This window comes from Enterobacter sp. 01-M-03-SI-ECC (assembly GCF_047530215.1).
GTDB classification, from domain to species: Bacteria; Pseudomonadota; Gammaproteobacteria; order Enterobacterales; family Enterobacteriaceae; genus Enterobacter; species Enterobacter chengduensis.
In genome coordinates, this window is the sequence record NZ_JBLKDA010000027.1 from 48,444 (window position 1) to 64,636 (window position 16,193).

20 protein-coding genes are annotated in these 16,193 nt (G+C 45.7%); 19 read left to right on the forward strand and 1 reads right to left on the reverse strand.

What is annotated here, in order from left to right; genetic code table 11:
• Positions 1-47 precede the first annotated feature (47 nt).
• Entirely contained in the window at positions 48-812 is a 765-nt protein-coding gene (locus tag ACMWKK_RS20500) for a hypothetical protein (protein ID WP_000277498.1), read from the reverse strand.
• 331 nt (positions 813-1,143) lie between these two features.
• On the opposite strand from ACMWKK_RS20500, the gene ACMWKK_RS20505 reads away from it, so the two are divergent.
• From ACMWKK_RS20505 to ACMWKK_RS20595, 19 genes are all read left to right on the forward strand, one after another.
• A complete protein-coding gene (locus ACMWKK_RS20505; RefSeq protein ID WP_012695482.1) occupies positions 1,144-1,659 on the forward strand; it encodes a hypothetical protein in 516 nt (171 codons plus the stop codon).
• 103 nt (positions 1,660-1,762) lie between these two features.
• Entirely contained in the window at positions 1,763-2,194 is a 432-nt protein-coding gene (locus tag ACMWKK_RS20510; protein ID WP_001251242.1) for a hypothetical protein, read from the forward strand.
• Positions 2,195-2,415: 221 nt separating this feature from the next.
• Entirely contained in the window at positions 2,416-2,619 is a 204-nt protein-coding gene (locus ACMWKK_RS20515; protein WP_012477421.1) for a hypothetical protein, read from the forward strand.
• A gap of 32 nt (positions 2,620-2,651) precedes the next feature.
• Positions 2,652-2,903, forward strand: coding sequence for a hypothetical protein (locus ACMWKK_RS20520; protein ID WP_000115760.1), 252 nt, complete (start codon positions 2,652-2,654; stop codon positions 2,901-2,903).
• A gap of 402 nt (positions 2,904-3,305) precedes the next feature.
• Positions 3,306-5,696, forward strand: a complete 2,391-nt coding sequence (locus ACMWKK_RS20525; protein ID WP_000694551.1) for an Ig-like domain-containing protein — start codon at positions 3,306-3,308, stop codon at positions 5,694-5,696.
• 433 nt (positions 5,697-6,129) lie between these two features.
• Positions 6,130-6,600, forward strand: coding sequence for a hypothetical protein (locus ACMWKK_RS20530; protein WP_000170639.1), 471 nt, complete (start codon positions 6,130-6,132; stop codon positions 6,598-6,600).
• Between the two features lie 49 nt (positions 6,601-6,649).
• Positions 6,650-6,946: a type II toxin-antitoxin system RelE/ParE family toxin gene (locus tag ACMWKK_RS20535; protein WP_000581857.1), complete on the forward strand. Its 297-nt coding sequence runs from the start codon at positions 6,650-6,652 to the stop codon at positions 6,944-6,946.
• Between the two features lie 44 nt (positions 6,947-6,990).
• Positions 6,991-8,136 carry a hypothetical protein gene (locus tag ACMWKK_RS20540; protein WP_000339750.1) on the forward strand — a complete coding sequence of 382 codons (1,146 nt, stop codon included), beginning with the start codon at positions 6,991-6,993 and terminating at the stop codon, positions 8,134-8,136.
• Between the two features lie 405 nt (positions 8,137-8,541).
• Positions 8,542-8,919, forward strand: a complete 378-nt coding sequence (locus ACMWKK_RS20545) for a hypothetical protein (RefSeq protein WP_000645320.1) — start codon at positions 8,542-8,544, stop codon at positions 8,917-8,919.
• A 91-nt stretch (positions 8,920-9,010) separates the two neighbouring features.
• Positions 9,011-9,439 (forward strand): hypothetical protein, encoded by a 429-nt coding sequence (locus tag ACMWKK_RS20550; protein WP_000069824.1) that lies wholly within the window; start codon positions 9,011-9,013, stop codon positions 9,437-9,439.
• Positions 9,440-9,503: 64 nt separating this feature from the next.
• A complete protein-coding gene (locus tag ACMWKK_RS20555; RefSeq protein WP_001290639.1) occupies positions 9,504-9,761 on the forward strand; it encodes a hypothetical protein in 258 nt (85 codons plus the stop codon).
• A 155-nt stretch (positions 9,762-9,916) separates the two neighbouring features.
• Positions 9,917-10,525 carry a hypothetical protein gene (locus ACMWKK_RS20560; protein ID WP_000833775.1) on the forward strand — a complete coding sequence of 203 codons (609 nt, stop codon included), beginning with the start codon at positions 9,917-9,919 and terminating at the stop codon, positions 10,523-10,525.
• 170 nt (positions 10,526-10,695) lie between these two features.
• Complete coding sequence (locus tag ACMWKK_RS20565; protein WP_000104393.1) at positions 10,696-11,946, forward strand: site-specific DNA-methyltransferase; 1,251 nt, start codon at positions 10,696-10,698, stop codon at positions 11,944-11,946.
• Between the two features lie 294 nt (positions 11,947-12,240).
• Positions 12,241-12,561 (forward strand): hypothetical protein, encoded by a 321-nt coding sequence (locus ACMWKK_RS20570; protein ID WP_000834113.1) that lies wholly within the window; start codon positions 12,241-12,243, stop codon positions 12,559-12,561.
• Between the two features lie 242 nt (positions 12,562-12,803).
• Positions 12,804-13,130: a hypothetical protein gene (locus ACMWKK_RS20575; RefSeq protein ID WP_000556022.1), complete on the forward strand. Its 327-nt coding sequence runs from the start codon at positions 12,804-12,806 to the stop codon at positions 13,128-13,130.
• A 65-nt stretch (positions 13,131-13,195) separates the two neighbouring features.
• On the forward strand, positions 13,196-13,453 hold the full coding sequence (locus tag ACMWKK_RS20580; protein ID WP_001052325.1) for a hypothetical protein: 258 nt from the start codon (positions 13,196-13,198) through the stop codon (positions 13,451-13,453).
• A gap of 229 nt (positions 13,454-13,682) precedes the next feature.
• Positions 13,683-14,474: a hypothetical protein gene (locus ACMWKK_RS20585; protein ID WP_000774871.1), complete on the forward strand. Its 792-nt coding sequence runs from the start codon at positions 13,683-13,685 to the stop codon at positions 14,472-14,474.
• 50 nt (positions 14,475-14,524) lie between these two features.
• Positions 14,525-14,974, forward strand: a complete 450-nt coding sequence (locus ACMWKK_RS20590; protein WP_000182312.1) for a hypothetical protein — start codon at positions 14,525-14,527, stop codon at positions 14,972-14,974.
• A 165-nt stretch (positions 14,975-15,139) separates the two neighbouring features.
• A complete protein-coding gene (locus tag ACMWKK_RS20595) occupies positions 15,140-16,192 on the forward strand; it encodes a phosphoadenosine phosphosulfate reductase family protein (RefSeq protein ID WP_117083724.1) in 1,053 nt (350 codons plus the stop codon).
• Position 16,193 lies beyond the last annotated feature (1 nt).

Sequence of the window (16,193 nt, forward strand, 5' to 3'; positions counted from 1 at the left end):
GGCAGCGGGTTGGTTACTTAAACGGGACAATTCAGATTTGGCCTTGGTTAGTCGGCAGACAACAGCAGGGATGGGCTGTTATAAGAGAAGCGGTCAACGGGAGCCTTATCAAATCGCTGACCGCTTGCATCAGGGGTCAGAACGAGTCCGTTATGGGCGCAATGAATGTGGAGCAACATATCCCCGCCGGTGTTGATGTGTAAGGCAGGCACACCCTGATCGATTTCGAACATGACACCAAAACAGGGGTTACCTTCCTTGTTAACAACTTCACAGTGGATGTTATGTTGGCCGGTAACGCTGACCTGATAGGCCTGACTGTCCTCTTCTGGCAGTGTTTCCTCCTCCAGGCGCCAGTCCTGAAGTGTGAGGCTAATTTCAGGGGTGTCATGCTCTTTCTGAAGAGCCTGGATACCTTTACGGAACAGCTGCATCATTTCAGGAGTAAGGCAGTCTTCCTCAGCTCCAAAATGTTCTTTCCAGCCTTCAGGATCTGCATACATCCAGACGTTTTTAGCGAGCGAAGGTAAGGAAGCATCAGGCTCTACAAGGAGGTGAGGGATGTTCTCTTTGATTCCGAGATAACGTACCGGCTGGCCATTAAGCGGTAACCCATCCGACACTGTAACTTCTGTTCCTGGCAAGACGACGCTGTTTACCAGACCTCCACAATGTTCGGCCACCACGCGGCCTAAATCTGCCATAAACATCCGATGCTTTTCTGGTGAGTCCAGCTCACCAAGGAGTTCAGGTTTAAGCAGTAAACCGGTAATAATCTCAGTCAGTTCACGAGGAGATACTAATTTATACATTTTGTTTTCCTTTTCTGTGTTGGCTTTATATTACCAATCCAGATGCACGAGCTAATAACCTCCAGACAACTTTTTCAAAAATTATTTACTTAAAGCAGGGTGCTAATATGCGCAAGAAATGAATTTAGGAAGGACGGCTTCAAATTTAACTTTTTGGTTTTTTATTTTAGACGGACTTTAAAATAGCATCGTTGATAAAATAATAAACATGGTTTGTTTTTTTGTTTGTATTGACAATCAAATGGGTATAAATTAATTTACTTACATGGCGTATATTTAACGCCACCGCCCCGGCGGCACCGGGCATAAAAGGAAAACCATTTTGAAACCGATGCTCAAAAAAGATTTTTTTTCAGCTATTGAAAACCTTCTCAAAGCTGGCTTTCAACCTCGCTTTTACACTGTTAACAGTGGCCGAATCGGTCTCATTACATTCACTGATAAAAATGGAACAAAACAGGTCGAACAGGTTTATTCCTGCACTTCTTTAGCCGCCAATACTTTTGGAAAGCGCTTCACCACTTGGTTAGAAGAAATTTTTCAAAAGCATAATGAAGAAAAAGTAGCTGATTCCGGGTTCGAGGTTGGTAGCCGTGTCTGGGATAAATTGATGTATACGTTGCGCACCATTTCAGAAATTCGTGCCGGGGGGGTGCTGGTGCTGGATAACGGTGCACAGCGTACACTGGATGAAGTGCAAAAAACGGCACCTGAAACAAACCAGGTGGAGCCAAAGGAAATCTCTTCACTTCAGGAGCTGCTGAACGCTTCCAAAAATCTGGAGCCGACTTCGCCTGAGCTAATTGCGGCTCTTAATGAGGCTCTGTCAACCGCCATAAAACGGTGAATGCAACGGCAGTCTGGCACATCAGGCCTTGTCAGAGATTAGGCCTGAAAAGCACTTACGTACCGATATAACACCTAATTCCCCTCTAAGGAGATTGCCCTAAATGGCGATGAATAAAAAAGAACAAGCCGCGTATGATGAGCTGGTGGCACAGGCCAGAATAAACCGCGCTTTACGCTGGTCTGACTATGGCGTTGAACGCGATATGCCCGTACCAGAGGTCTCGGGGGAATACCAAAACGGCTGGAGCTTCAACACCGCCACTGGCACTGTTTATCCGACATGGAGCGGAACTACGGTTCACGGCACACGGGAAGAGGGAGAGGTTGTCGATGCAACCTCCCGCCGCATGCGAGGCATGAATGGTAGCCAGAACGGCATACCACAATACAGCACCAAAGAACGCGCCCTGAAGGCATTACGCTGTTCGCTTGAAATCAAGTTTGCCATGCAGCTGGATGCCATAGATAAAGCTATCGCAAAAGAAATAGAGCTGTCCACCGCTCGCCGGGAGAGCGATACATCAGATGCCTAGCGGTAAACCATCAATTCAGGCCCGTGATCAGAGGGGCCTTAACGCCCTGAAAGAGGCGGTTCCAGCGACGGCACAACTACAGATGCGGGTTACCCCTGAACGTAAACTGCGTTACGTCAATCAGGCAAAGGCCGAAGGTCTGGGTCTAACAGACTGGGTCCAAAAGCATATGGATAACGTGTGTGATCTGGCAGGCCAGCCTGAAATAACCATGTACAAAGATGATGGAGAAACAAGTGGCCAAAAATAACAACAGTCTCAAACAGCATGTCTTCAATATGCTGTCGGCTGGCAGCGAACTTAAAGAAGTGAAGCGTTTTCTCACCAGCAAGCGAGTTAAAGCCCGCCTGGCAGTGTCAATGATCCACGAGCAGGCGATTGCTGTGCAGAACACTGAATACCAGAATTATCCGGCTTATAGCTAACTGGTAACAACAATTACAGAGAGATACTTAAAATGAGCGTAAACCCAGAATACACCAGGGTTCAGCATGTCCAGATTATTCGCGAGCGAGATGGGCAGAAGGAAGTTGTTCGAGTCTATGATGAAGATGGCGACGTGGTTCTGTGTTTACCTGCCTACATTCAGGATGAGGAAATAAATCTTATTCTGCGCCGGTTGAATGACGTATATTCAGTCGGATATCGTGTAGGTGATGCAGCCCGCCGCCGCGCCATCAAAAAAGCGCTGGGGGATGATGAGGAGTAAGGCCATTTTTACTGGCAAGATATCTGTATACCGGAGTCTTTAGAGTACGTTCTAATGGCTCCGGATTATTAATACTGTTTTACTCATGCAATAAAAAGCAAACCAAAATTCTTTCGCTAATTCATTTTTAAATGCTCAAATCATTAAATGTAAGGAGCGTTATTTATCAATAGGTATGGCGTTCTTAATGGCTATTAAGCTAGTTCTGCTTTCGCTTGCTTCTGGAAATTAGGGAAACCTAATTTTACCCTATCAAAAAGTAACTTTTCTGGTTTTGTTGCATTCACGTAAACAAAAAAAGTCCCGCCGGGCAGAAAAGAAAAACATCAAAAATAGCTATTTTCCCGAAAAGATCACGAACACTGAAAAAGTATCATGGGGAACCTGATCAGGAGACAACCCATGAAAATCAAACTAGCCCTGCTTATTGCATTTGCAGGTTTCAGCGCAGGAGCTTCCGCTGAAATCGCAGAATTCAGCTTTAAAGATACCCTGAACGTTAAAAAGACCGTATCGCCTGCATCCGTATGGATTAATCCGGTAACGAGCTTTGACGTTGCCGTTATTTCCGGTCTGGACCGTTATATTACGCTCAGTCTGCTGAAAAGTGACGGGAGCCTCATCTGGAGCACGAAAAGCAGCCTGGTTACCGTTGATGACCGTACCACATCTTCGACAGGCTTTGATTATTACGGCAAGACTCTGACCGTACCAGCGATGGGAGAAGATAGCTTCACCCTCAGAGAGGTGATTACCGACTTGCAAGGGAAGGAGGTCTCCCGGCAGGATTACCCGCTTGCAATTGACCGAACGCCTCCGGCAACGGGTACCATAAGTTATACGAGAAATGGGTGGAACTTTGGCAGCGAAGCGATCTTCACTTCAGTACCAGCCGGTATGCAGTACGCCAGCGTCCAGGCACTGGTCTTTAATGGACTGAGTGATAAAGGTTCCGGGCTTGCTAATGCTGAATATTTCATAACCGATGCCGCTGGAGTGGAGCGTAAAAAGCCAGCGGAAATTAATACAGTGGAAGGTAGCGTAACCGTTCAAGTCGCCGACGCAAGCAGCAATGCCCTGGCACCGGAAAACCGCTCTGAATATAAAGTGGGGATCTACCTTTATGACAAAGCGGGAAACAGGAGCGAACTAAGCCGCCGAAGCGTAATTGATCGGGTTAAGCCTGACGATATCATCCAGGTGCAGGACGCCACTACCGGATCATGGGTCTCCTATCAGTCTGGCATGACCGTCTTCCAGAACCCTATTTCCGTACGGGTATTAAGGAAGAAAAGTGACTTTACTGCTGTTAACGGTTCCAAATATGGCTGGGCGGACTCGAATTTCCAGACGTCCGATAGCACTTATAATATCTATACTTTCAAATACATATATCCAAATGTGGGGGATACTTATCATGAATTTCAGACTCTGGCGGGAGGAGTAAGACGAATTCATCATAACTCCCTCAACTTCACTCCAGCCCCGGCGATGGAAATAGCCCCGAAGATAGTGGCTAAAGAGATGTACCGGAGTGATACCAGTGAGTGGTTAACTCAGGCCTCAATCAGCGTTAAAACCGCCACCATTAGCCGCATAAAGGTAACCGCAGAACCCCGACCATACGTGCAAAAGTTCAGAACGGTAAAAAATGCAGCCTGGTTCTGCACTATTCCTGTCGGACAAAGTTCATGCGAGATGACGGTTAACTTCAACTACACCAGTGACAAAGGATTTGAGTATCTGCATCTTTACTCGGGAAAAGATGGTGACAGCATATTCGATGCGCTTGCTGGTAATTTTACGGTTATCTGGGATAACAACCCACCGGTGGTTAATGTCGCTCAGGTAAACAAGGCCTCCAAGACAATCACTATGACGGCCACCGATAATGATCGCGTCAACGCCTGGAACATCAGCTACTGGGATACCAAAGTTTTCGAAGCCACCCTTAAAAATGCCCGGGGGGAAACTTTCACCCTGAAGCCTGTGACTGTCAGTGAAAGCGATTATAAAACCAAAAACGCCACTTTCTCATACGCTGGTCTACCGGACGGGGATTATACGGTTGTTAGCGTGTCTGCCACGGATCTTGTTGGAAACACAGGAACCAAAACGCTTAATGCACCGCTGAAAATTGACTCAACGCTTCCGGTTATTGCGTTCAGCTTTAATGGCGCAGACGCAGAAGGAAAACTGGTTAAAGGGCTTGAGAACCTACGCATAAGCGTTACTGATGCCTCTGGGGATGCTTCCCTGATATCGCTTCAGCTCGCTGGTGGACCTAACTCTGAAAAGGTCACCCTTGCATTCACGCCGCTATCCAAGGATGTCTTTATTCCTGAATACCCCAGAATCTTCCCCAATACTGACGAATCGGGACAGATGTATCATCTGGAGGCTCTGGCTATTGACGAATCAGGTAACCGGACCACTAAAACGCTTAATTTTACCTACCAGCCAGCTAACCTGATTATGCTGGATAATCTCAAGACGCTGGCCACAGCCGTAGCACTGAAAGCAACGGACAACACGCCGCTGGCCATCATCCGAACCAGTGTGTTGCGTCGTCAGGACGGTTCTATCATTACCGGACAGTTAAACGGAACCCTGACTGTTCAGAAAAACGCCCAGTTCGGCGTTACGGTTGCCGGAGTTACGGTCCAGCCTGGTGAAACTAAATCGCTGTCACTGGATCTTGGTAATGGTGAAGAGCGCACATATCCCGTTACTCCCGCTGTAAGTGGTCAATCTGGCACGGCCACATTTGCTATAGAATTCCCTCAAACATAAACCCTACACAAGGGTACGGTAGTATGCCGTACCCTGTTACGCCATCCTCAATGTAAAATGTAGAGTTGAGCATGACTTAATTATTACTTTCTCATTAAGTGTCTCTTAAACTGCAAACGGGAAAGTAATATTCCCGAGACGGGAAGGACTCCTTCCTTTTGGTTATAATCTATGATGCTAAACTGTGTAATTACACCGGAACAATGTCCTCGTTTAAATCGCTGGCACCAGTACATGATTTATCCATGAATGCTTTTTGATGCAATTTTACTTCAGAATGCTCTTAATTTTTTAAACAAATTATATTTGAATCCTTCGTGTATAAATTTGCAGACCCTCTCTCAATGTTTTTTTAAAATATTTACTCTCAGGTTATTAGCCAGTAGATTCATTCTGTCATGATTACTCCAGAACTAACCGGAGGAATCACATTATGACCAAATATTATGATCGCAGTGGAATTGAAATCTCCAGCGCAAAAATCCGCTGTGTTGATTCTGTAAAAGGTACTGCGGAATATACTTTTCGTATTGTTTGCGATAAATGCAATGGGCGGGGAGAGCGTAAGCATTTTTATAGAAGTCGCTGTATGGCTTGTAAAGCCACGGGTTACAGCCTCGAAACGACCCGTACTGCTTACACGCTGAATGCGCTGTACCGCATTAATGCGCAAGCTGCCCGCAAAGTGTCAGCATCCCTGCAAGACGAGCGTTTAAGGACTGAAAGCGCCCACAGTTCTGCGTTCACAGCATGGTGCAGGTCTCATCAAAAAATGGTTGATGCAATCACCCAACAATCCAGTAGTAATAATTTTCTGGAAAGCCTTAAGTCTTCTTTAACCCACCAGCGTCAGTTAAGTGATAAGCAGCTGGCAGTTGCCGCCCGCATTTTAGGTATTCATTAATTCAAAGCCCTTTTAATTTAATTTTAAGGTCAATTATTACGGAGGAACTATGATCCATTCATTTAAAGACAGACGGCTTGAAAAGTTCTTCCGTAATGGAAAAACAACGGCAGGTATTCCTTCTGAAATTATTAACGCAATTCTGTGTCGACTTGAAACGCTGGATAATGTCCAGAGTGAGCGGGAGTTATTATCCAACAGCTTGCGTTATGAACGCTTAAGAATGACGTCAAACCGTTATTCCTCCATTCGAGTAAACTCTAAGTATCGATTATTCTTTGAATGGAATGATGGCGCACATAATGTTCATTTGTCTGCACATGACTATAAATCGCTCATCCATTAAGGTTAAAAATGAAGCTATTTTCAATTTCATCCCGGGATACAAGCATGGACGCGATGTTTTATATCCAGGCCAGTACTAAACAACAGGCAAGTTACATATTTAGTACCCTTTCCCCGAAGCCTACTGCGAACTGCCAGCTTACAGATTTGCAGAATGAGACGGTCGTCCCTTCCATAAGCCCTATTTCGCTTTCACTTAACCCCTGGTCGATCAATTCCCAGTCCCGAACCCGGGAACTGCGTATGGCCACGCATGGTCTTAACCTGATCTGTGCAGTCACGGATGAGCATACCCGTCAGATAGTTGACTTTTGCGATAACCTTGGACAGCAGCTTAAGGATCCGGACGACAAAAGCGCCTGGGTTAAGCTCATTAATTCTGAATGCGCTTTGCTTAATTCTCCGCGTCTCTATCCCGTTCTGCTTGAGCCGGATACACCGGCACAATTTGAAATCTTTGTGCCAGCTCCGGAAGATGGAGAACACGACACGGTCATAGCCAGCGTTGTTAAAGAATGTTTCGGAGATGAATGCCGGTACAGAGTAACGGACAAAGCTTTTGCAATGTCGGAAAAGCCAGTCATCAGGCTGGAAGCTCATTTCAATGACAAACGCGAAAAGGTTTTAGAACTGACCTTTTCCTGTTTCAATCTTTCACTCTCAGCGTCCGTGCATGAAAACCAGCTACGTCAGATTTTGTTACTTTGCGAAGACTTTGGCGTAAGGCTTCAGGGTAGAGCAGGGGCATCCTGCCACGTTAATATGCGCAGTGCTTACCGTCGTCTTGCTCATGTTGGCACCGGCTCTCGCCCAGGTGATGACAGTGATGTGCGGGTCTATACCTCGTTAAAAGAAGAAAAAGATGTTAAGAGGCTGCTTGATAAGTCAACCAGGGGAAGTGAGCTTGTACCGGCGAGGCACGGGCAGCAGTTTAACGGGGTCTTAGTGAATGCCACACCCGCATCGGCCACTACTGGTTTCATTTACCTTTCGCATGATTTTCCGGAAGGCCAGTTTATGATGACAGCCGAGGTGTTGCATGTTGGAATTACACCAGGCGGTATTTACTACATTGAAACACTGGACGGTTACCGGTTTATCGTGACAGCGTTTGAGAAGGGATTAATGAACGGTTTGAGGGAGTTTATAGCTGCAAATGAGGAATATTTTAAGTATTACCGCTGGTCTTAGTATCTGAGCTGAAACCGGTAGGCCAGGGAAGGCAACCGGGAAAATGCAATTTAACCTGATCCTATACCTACGACTATCTTTATCCACTTATAATAGCCTCACCAAATTATAATGCCCGATCACCGCATTTGCTTAAACCTCACATATTCTTCTTATGCTTCCCCTGATAATCTACGACCGAAAGACAAAGGAAAGTGAATACGAAATAAGATTTATGAGCACATAAAAGTTACTTTTCCTTGGTGGCACATCACAAACATTGTGGGTTTCATAATCCTTTTTGTTATTTAAAAAGGATGTGTTCAATTCTAATTAAAGGTGGTATTTTTTTTGAAAGTTTGCTGGGAGGTTATTAGCTGGGGGGATGGGTAACAGTATAATAAGTACAGATGAAAAGGAGGTTTTATGAAAGCGTTAGACGTGGTTTCAACTCAACTCAACTTTATTAATCTGTTGGATCAGGCAGGATATGCTCTTTCAGAAATTGTTGTAAAACGCTTCAGTGCTGCACCAGCCTTTAACGAAGGGCACTGGTTGTTCATTGCAGAGCAGGATAACCGCTACATTGAAGTGGTCTGTATTCTCTCTTTAGCTTCAGAAAGCGGAGAGCAGCATATTGATGTTTTTATTAATATGTTCGAAGACCCGATTGATGATGTTATTTCACGAAACATTGAAACCAAAACCTTTGCGACGCTTTATAAATACATTGAACGTATACCTTTTACTCCGGGTGTAAAGAAAGAATTCTTGAGCAGTATTGAGAACATCAATTTTAGTTAATCAAAAACCACAACTTTTTGCCACCAAGTTATTAGGTAATGCTATCAACCTGATATAATTACCTTAACATGAATATGAGCGGAGCCGGGTTATGTCTAATAATACTGAAGTCATTAGCTGTGATTTATTTTCAACTCTATCTTCACTTAATTTTAGCACCGAGGATATTACAGGTTTGACTCCGGCCAACTTTCGAAAGGGAGCTTTCTTACATGCAAAAATTTCTGCTAGCCAGGCCACGCGAGCGACTGATATTTCCATTCAATTACTCACGGATCGTGTTTCAGGTGAAATGAACTACGTAATAGTAATTGGCAGGCACGAAGGACTCCTGCAAAGCGAAGCAATTGACCCAAACGCTGATAAGCAATACCGGGAAAACCGTTATTCTCGCCATTTTATCTCAGTAACCGATGCCAATACCAAAGCCCTGAAAAAAACCTGCAAGGTAATGAAAACATATATCAAAGAGCAGGCATTTAAGCCTAACACCTGGGGGCACAGTTTCATTAAGGGTTGATTTATTCTTGCCCCGGTGAGCCGGGGCAACGCTAAATTAACCTCAAACTGTGCTGGAGGCACAAATGTCTGAAAAACACTTTATCGTTAAAATCCAGAACCGAAACGGCGACCATGAGAATAGCTATGTTCGGTTACTCGTCAGCGATTGTGAGAAAAATGCTTGCCAGACGGCACTCATTTCAGAGTGCCATGGCGAGCTTGAACAGCTGAGTTTTGAAGACGGTGGGGTTTACGACTACAACGGCGAAAATCACTACAGTGTCAGGAGCTGCGTGGAGGTTGCTCCAGAAGACGTTGCAACTTTGCAACGCTTCCTTTAACACCTGCGACATTTGATTAAATATCGGGCGTCCGCTACAGGATGCCCGTGATTTAAACGATTCCTCAAAGATCGCTGTCACTCCTGATAACTGTATTAAGAGCAGGTTTGTGATAGGTTCAGCGTAACAACATTACTGGAATTTTGGTTGCCTTGATGAAGAGCTGCTTTTCTGATTTACCCGTTAAAGACGGCACGTCCGGAACCTGGAAACTGGACACATTCGAAATTACCGCAGATAAGGCGATGAGCCTCGCCCTTCGTGCCGAGTATACAGGTAATACAGACGAGTTTATCCCGCCCGGTAGATATCGGCGTTTGTCCAACGGCTGGGATGTGGTGATGTCCAATACCCCGATGGAGATCAGAACCTGCCAGGATTTTTTAGAGCGAGCCACCGGGCGCGTGCTCATTAATGGTCTTGGTCTGGGGATGGTGCTTCACGCCATTCTTCAAAAAGAAGATGTAACCCATGTAACAGTAATTGAAAAAGAACAGGACGTTATTAACCTCGTTGCGGCCTCGTTTGCAAACGATCCTCGCGTTGAAATTATCCATGCTGATGCAATGATGTATTGCCCACCAGCAGGCGTCACGTACAACGCATGCTGGCACGACATATGGCCAGACTTCGCAACAGCTAACCTCTCACAGATGGATAAGCTGGAAATTAAGTACCGGGACATCTGTGAATGGCAGGGCTCGTGGGGCAGGGAGGAGTGTGAGCAAAAGCACATTGAGTTTCAAAATCTTGGGGCTGATTGAGTACAACTTTTGAAGGTGTCTCCGCTAAAGAAGACTGGGTCTCTTTGCGCATGCCCAGCTGTGCTGCATGACCTGACAAAGCCTATAAATAAACAGATCGGTTTGATTTAGTAATCCCCCTTCCAACCATCAGGCCGATATTTAAACTGCATCTCCATTAAGGATGGCTGATGAGCACGATTTCTACGGATTTAATTGCACGGATCTACGCAGCCTCCGAATTGCCGTTGAGCAACGACGAGCTTTATCGCGAAGTGCAGCGTGAAACTGGCATGTCGGATGCCGAATTGCACGAACTGAAAGAATTTGGGTCAGATAAAACCAGAACCAGCGGCGTCAAACACAAAGTACGCTGGTTTCAGCAGACTCTTCGGCAGGCCGGAGTCATCGAACGCGTTCCAGAAAAACGGGGCGTCTGGAGATACTCCTCTAAGACGAAAACAAACCTACACGAGTCATGGGAAAAGCTCTGTGTTGTCGGTTTCTCAACTTCTCTTGGGGCATCGGTTTTTGGAAACGCCTATGCCTTCTTCAGCAATATCACAGAGCAAATTCATCTTTGCCTGACCTCGCCGCCTTACCTCCTTCGAAATTCAAGAGACTACGGGCATGGCGGGGGGCGTGGCGAGCAGGTTTATATTGACTGGCTTCTGCGTATCCTCGAACCGATCGTGAAACAGCTTGTACCCGGCGCAAGTGTGGCATTGAATATCACTCAAGATAGCTTTAATAGGGGCAGGCCTTCACGTTCTCTGTATCTGGAGCGTCTGACACTGGCATTATGTGACAAGCTGGGGCTTGAGCTCATGGACAGGCTTCAGTGGGTGAATCGCAGTAAGCCCCCATCGCCAACGCACTGGGCATGTAAGCAACGAGTGCAGCTCTGCTCATCGTATGAGCCTGTGCTGTGGTTTACCAATGATGCGAGTAAGGTTCGTTCAAACAACTTACGTGTACTGCAACCGCATTCAGAGCAGCATCTTAAATTGCAGGCAGCAGGCGGTGAAAATCGCACGACCTTTTATGGTGATGGGGCGTACCAGCTTAAAAGCGGATCCTTTGGAAATAAAACAGAAGGAACGATCCCCAAAAATACTTTGTTTTACGGCAATAGCTGCGCTGATACGAGATTTTGCCATTCCATTGCCCGCGAGCTAGGTTTTCCGCTGCATGGTGCAACGTCTCCTACCAGGCTTGCAGCGTTTCTGATTGAGTTTTTGACAGAGCCGGGAGATCTTGTTGTAGATCCCTTCGCTGGCCTGCATAAAGTTCCCATCGCAGCCGAGCGACTTGGCAGACGTTGGCTGGCGACGGACAAAATCATGGAATGGCTGGCGATTTCCCGAAACCTTTTTACGGCCGCACCGGGATATAAGAGTAACCCCATGCTGGACGAGCTCGCCGAACTGTATCGGGCTTAATGCAAGTTAACGGTTTTGATAAAGTGGTTTGAAGCGACAAGCGGTTTATTCATTTTGCATTGTTTCTACCATAAAATGACAATATTAACGGCTTAGCATACGCCGCAGAGATAATTAGGGTGCCATTCATTTCCGGTTGTCTGTATTAACGAGTGTATTCAATATTCACTTGTTTCTCCGATATAGACCCAACAAAAAAAACTGATGGTTGTGATACAGAACTTGTTGAATTAACATCCGGTACATTAACTATATTGGTAATTTAGACGGTTTCTAAATTAAAGGTGGACAGATATGAAGTCAGATACAGAAATGGTTTCTCCTATCGAGTTGCACATTGGCGATCATGTCCAGCGGCATGGTGCTTTATTTGAGGTTATGCATATTGTTGAATCCGAATGCGATATTCCCGGCGGCATCCGGGTAGCAGCATGCATTTCACGGGTTATCGGTGACGTTACGGGCAATATTCCTCGTGGTTGGCTGGAAACACCGAAGCGTATGGCTGAGCGAGGAGTTAAGTGGGCGACGAGTCTGCCTGAGGGGCTTTACTTTAACATCCAGGGGAACGCACATGCGAAAGTAAGCCGGGTTATTCGTAATGTGACTAATTGAAACTTTTTTCTGAATTGCGGTGTAAAAGTTACTTTTCACCGCATCGTTTTCCCTAACTACTAAATCAGAGCTTCTCTGAAATAAGCGGATTTAACCGCTAGCGATTTATTCAGGCCATTTTATTCTAATCATTATCCTACACTTCAAAAATATTCATTATTTTTTCTTCTGACCTATTAGCCAGAATTCTCGATTCGGTATCATTTACTTACGGTAAATCTTTTGAAAACGAGGTAAATGGCATGCATTCTCAGGATCCTATCACGAAATTAACCCAGACGTTGCAACGCGACGATGGTTCTCAGGTTCGTATTGTAGCGCAGCGGGGATATGGAAGTGGGCTTACAGCCTCGCTTGATGTGTACGTTCTCCGTCGTGATTCCTCTGAAAGCAACTGGTCACTGTGCGGAAAAGATCCTCACCCAGAGTGGAGAAAGATGTCAGTAGATGAGTATCAGAAATTTGGACGCTCTGAAATGCTGCGTTATGCCACACCAGGTGAAATTCTCAGGGTGGCATCCGCTATTGGCCAGCCAATGAGCTTCCTCGATGGCAACCCTGCGTTTTAGCCCGAACCCTGGCGACGCCTTTTAAACCGGCGTCATTCTTTTTACGAGCAACAGACGGAGAAAAAATGAATCTGAACGAACGAAGCACGAGCGCAGCAACGCCAGATTTGAGCCGACTTTATCTCATTTCCGGGCGCATTATGTTTGATGATGATGATCAGGCCTACCTGGTCGAAGCCGACTCCCCTGGTGATGCAGAGGAGGCTTTCCGGCATCATATTGCTGACAGTGCCGACGACTTAGAAAAGGTGATTATAGTTTCCTCTACAAGTTTCGCTTCAGCTCACAGCAGTCGCGTAATTTGTCGGCCTGCCGTGAAGTAATTTCAACTTCCAATGATATTTCCCTCTTTATAAAAGCCGCCGTCTGGCGGTTTTTATTTGCAAAAATGAATATTAATCCTGAATGATATTAATTTAAGATGAGGTAGTGTTCATATTCTTCTTCTTAATATTTTTTCTAAAAAAACGCCTTCAGGTTATTAGTTGGTATTAGTGTATTTGTTATGATCTTCTCATCAAATACATTAATTAAATAATCAAGGAGTCAACTGTGGCAGATAATTATACTCAGGCGTCGTTTATTATTCCCTGCACTCAGGAGCAGGCAAAAATGGCACAAGAAGCAATCACATTCGTTACCGAAGCAGAAATTGCAGAAGGTGAGCGTTTGCTTGATAAGCCACTGACAGATTGTTCTCTGACTGAGAAGCTGATCCTCAGTATTATCGAGAACCACCCTGAGTATGACCCTTCTGAGCCGAGCTTTGGGCAACCATCCTGCCCAGACTGCAATTATGAACTGTTGTTCGCAACAGAAGTTACCAGCAGTGGGCTGGCAGTTTTTCATGGAGAGACCATTGATCTTGACCATGCAATTTGCCTCACAACTGCCGTGCTGTCGGTATTCGACCTCTCGGAAATGGTAACAATTACTGCTGCATTTACATGCAGTAAAAGCCGGACAGATGAATTTGGGGGTATGACTATTCTGGTCACAAAGGATACCCACTATTACCAGGATGGCTGTCAGTTTTCTCGTCTCATGAATGAGGCTCACAAAGCCGGTATCCAGTATGCTCTGTGTAAAGTGACGCATTACCACGGTGAGAGCAGCTATGTGGCAAGCTATGTCCTGAGCTGCGACGTAGCGGATTCAGCCCAGGAGGTCGTTAACAAACGACTGAAGGCATGTGCCGGAAAAGAGCCAGAAGACGGAATCTATATTCTGTGTGAAGAAGACAACACTAGTCTTTCGGTCGAACTCGTTACAGAACTGTCTCCGCTCGATTACGACAAGCTGAGCAAGCTTCTCCCTTCCCTTGACACCCTTTGCGGCGCTTAAGCCTGCCAATTACCGTAGCCACCGGTTTCCCCGGTGGCCTGGAGCCTGCCATGACCAATAAATTCATAGTTTCTACCGTTGATTGTATCAATGAATTTGCAAGTGACGTTCCGCAGAGTGTTTCCTTACGGATAGATACAATGCTTGAACAGCGTATCCGCAAATTGGCGGCATACGTGAAAGAAAACGATCTTCATTTAACTGAGTTTTACTTCTATGACGCTAACTGGTCATTTTGTGGTGAAGATGAAATTCAAGAAATAAAAGACATGGATGAATATAAGCATAGCGACAGCATAAAGCAGGAAGCGATGCTGCGGGAAGTAATGCCATCAGCACGTACGGAATGCCCGGTTATTAGGGTGATGAAAGATTCATTTCAGCTTTCAGCTCTACCACGCCATTGTGGTGATGACATGACTCTTAACACTCCTTTTATTCCGCTGTCTGAGTTGAAAACAAATAATACGGCATTTATTACGCCGCCAACCTATAACTAATAGCTGTGCCGGGTGATTAAATTACAATGGATTATTTTTATATATATTGACATTAAATCCGCGTGATTTTGATTTAATATAATTTCGCTAAATGGTTGCGCTGTAGTTATTTTAAAGTTCTAATAATATCAGTGATGCAGCATATACCGTGGTTCAGGAAAATATATGTTTATTGAAAAAAGCGACTCATTCCTTGAATTATCCTCAGAAGTTATTTTTCCTGAGGCGGCTAATGCTGCCATTTTGAAACATGATAAATGGGCGGATGTTTGGGAGACCCTGACAACCGATGCCGATCTGAACTATACCGATGAAAAGGAGACTGTGAGTCTTTCTTCTCTGGTCATGTCAGCCACATCTGCTATTTATCAGGCTATTACGGACGGCTGGACAATGTGCGTGGGATACAGTGGCGGCAAAGACTCCCATTCTCTTCTGCACCTGTTTCTGATGGCATTGATCAGGGCAGTACGTAACGGCACAAATATCAGCGAACATCATTTCATTCAGATGTCCGATACGCTGATCGAAAACCCTGAGATGCACTATCAGGCTTCACAGGTTCTCAACCAGCTCAGAATGTTCATTGCTGAACACCAGCTACCGGTCACAGTCCTTGTCGCCCGACCGTCTCTTACGCAGAGCTGGGTCGGCCGCATTCTGACTGGGCGCGGACTTCCGACCTGGACTAATTCTTCTACCCGACAGTGCTCAACCGACTACAAAATCGCGCCCCTGCGCCAGGCCAAAGCTCGTTACCTGAAAAACGCCCCGGCATCCGTTCGAAGCAGGGTATGCCTGATGCTGGGCTCCAGGGATGATGAAAGTGCCCGAAGGGCCGGAAATATCCTCAAAATGGGAGGGCAGGCGAGGAAAGTAACCCTGACTGAGCACGGTGGTGAACTCTATCCGGTAAAGGAGTGGCGCACTCAGGACATCTGGTCTTTTCTGATGGCCTGTGGTTCCGAATCACGCTTCCCTTTACCAAGCTTTATGCCGGATAACTTCAGCCTGGCAACGCTTTATAAAGACGCCACCGGGGAGTGTATCTGGTCGCCGGAGAAACCCACTCGAACATCAGCTTGTGGGGCTCGATATGGGTGCTCGTTTACTCTTGTTTTTATGTATTTAGAGTTAAACTCTACTTTTCTATTTTTAGAATTCAAGCTATTCATCGTAATTGAGAGATATCCTTTTAATGTTCAGCAAGCCTGTTAAA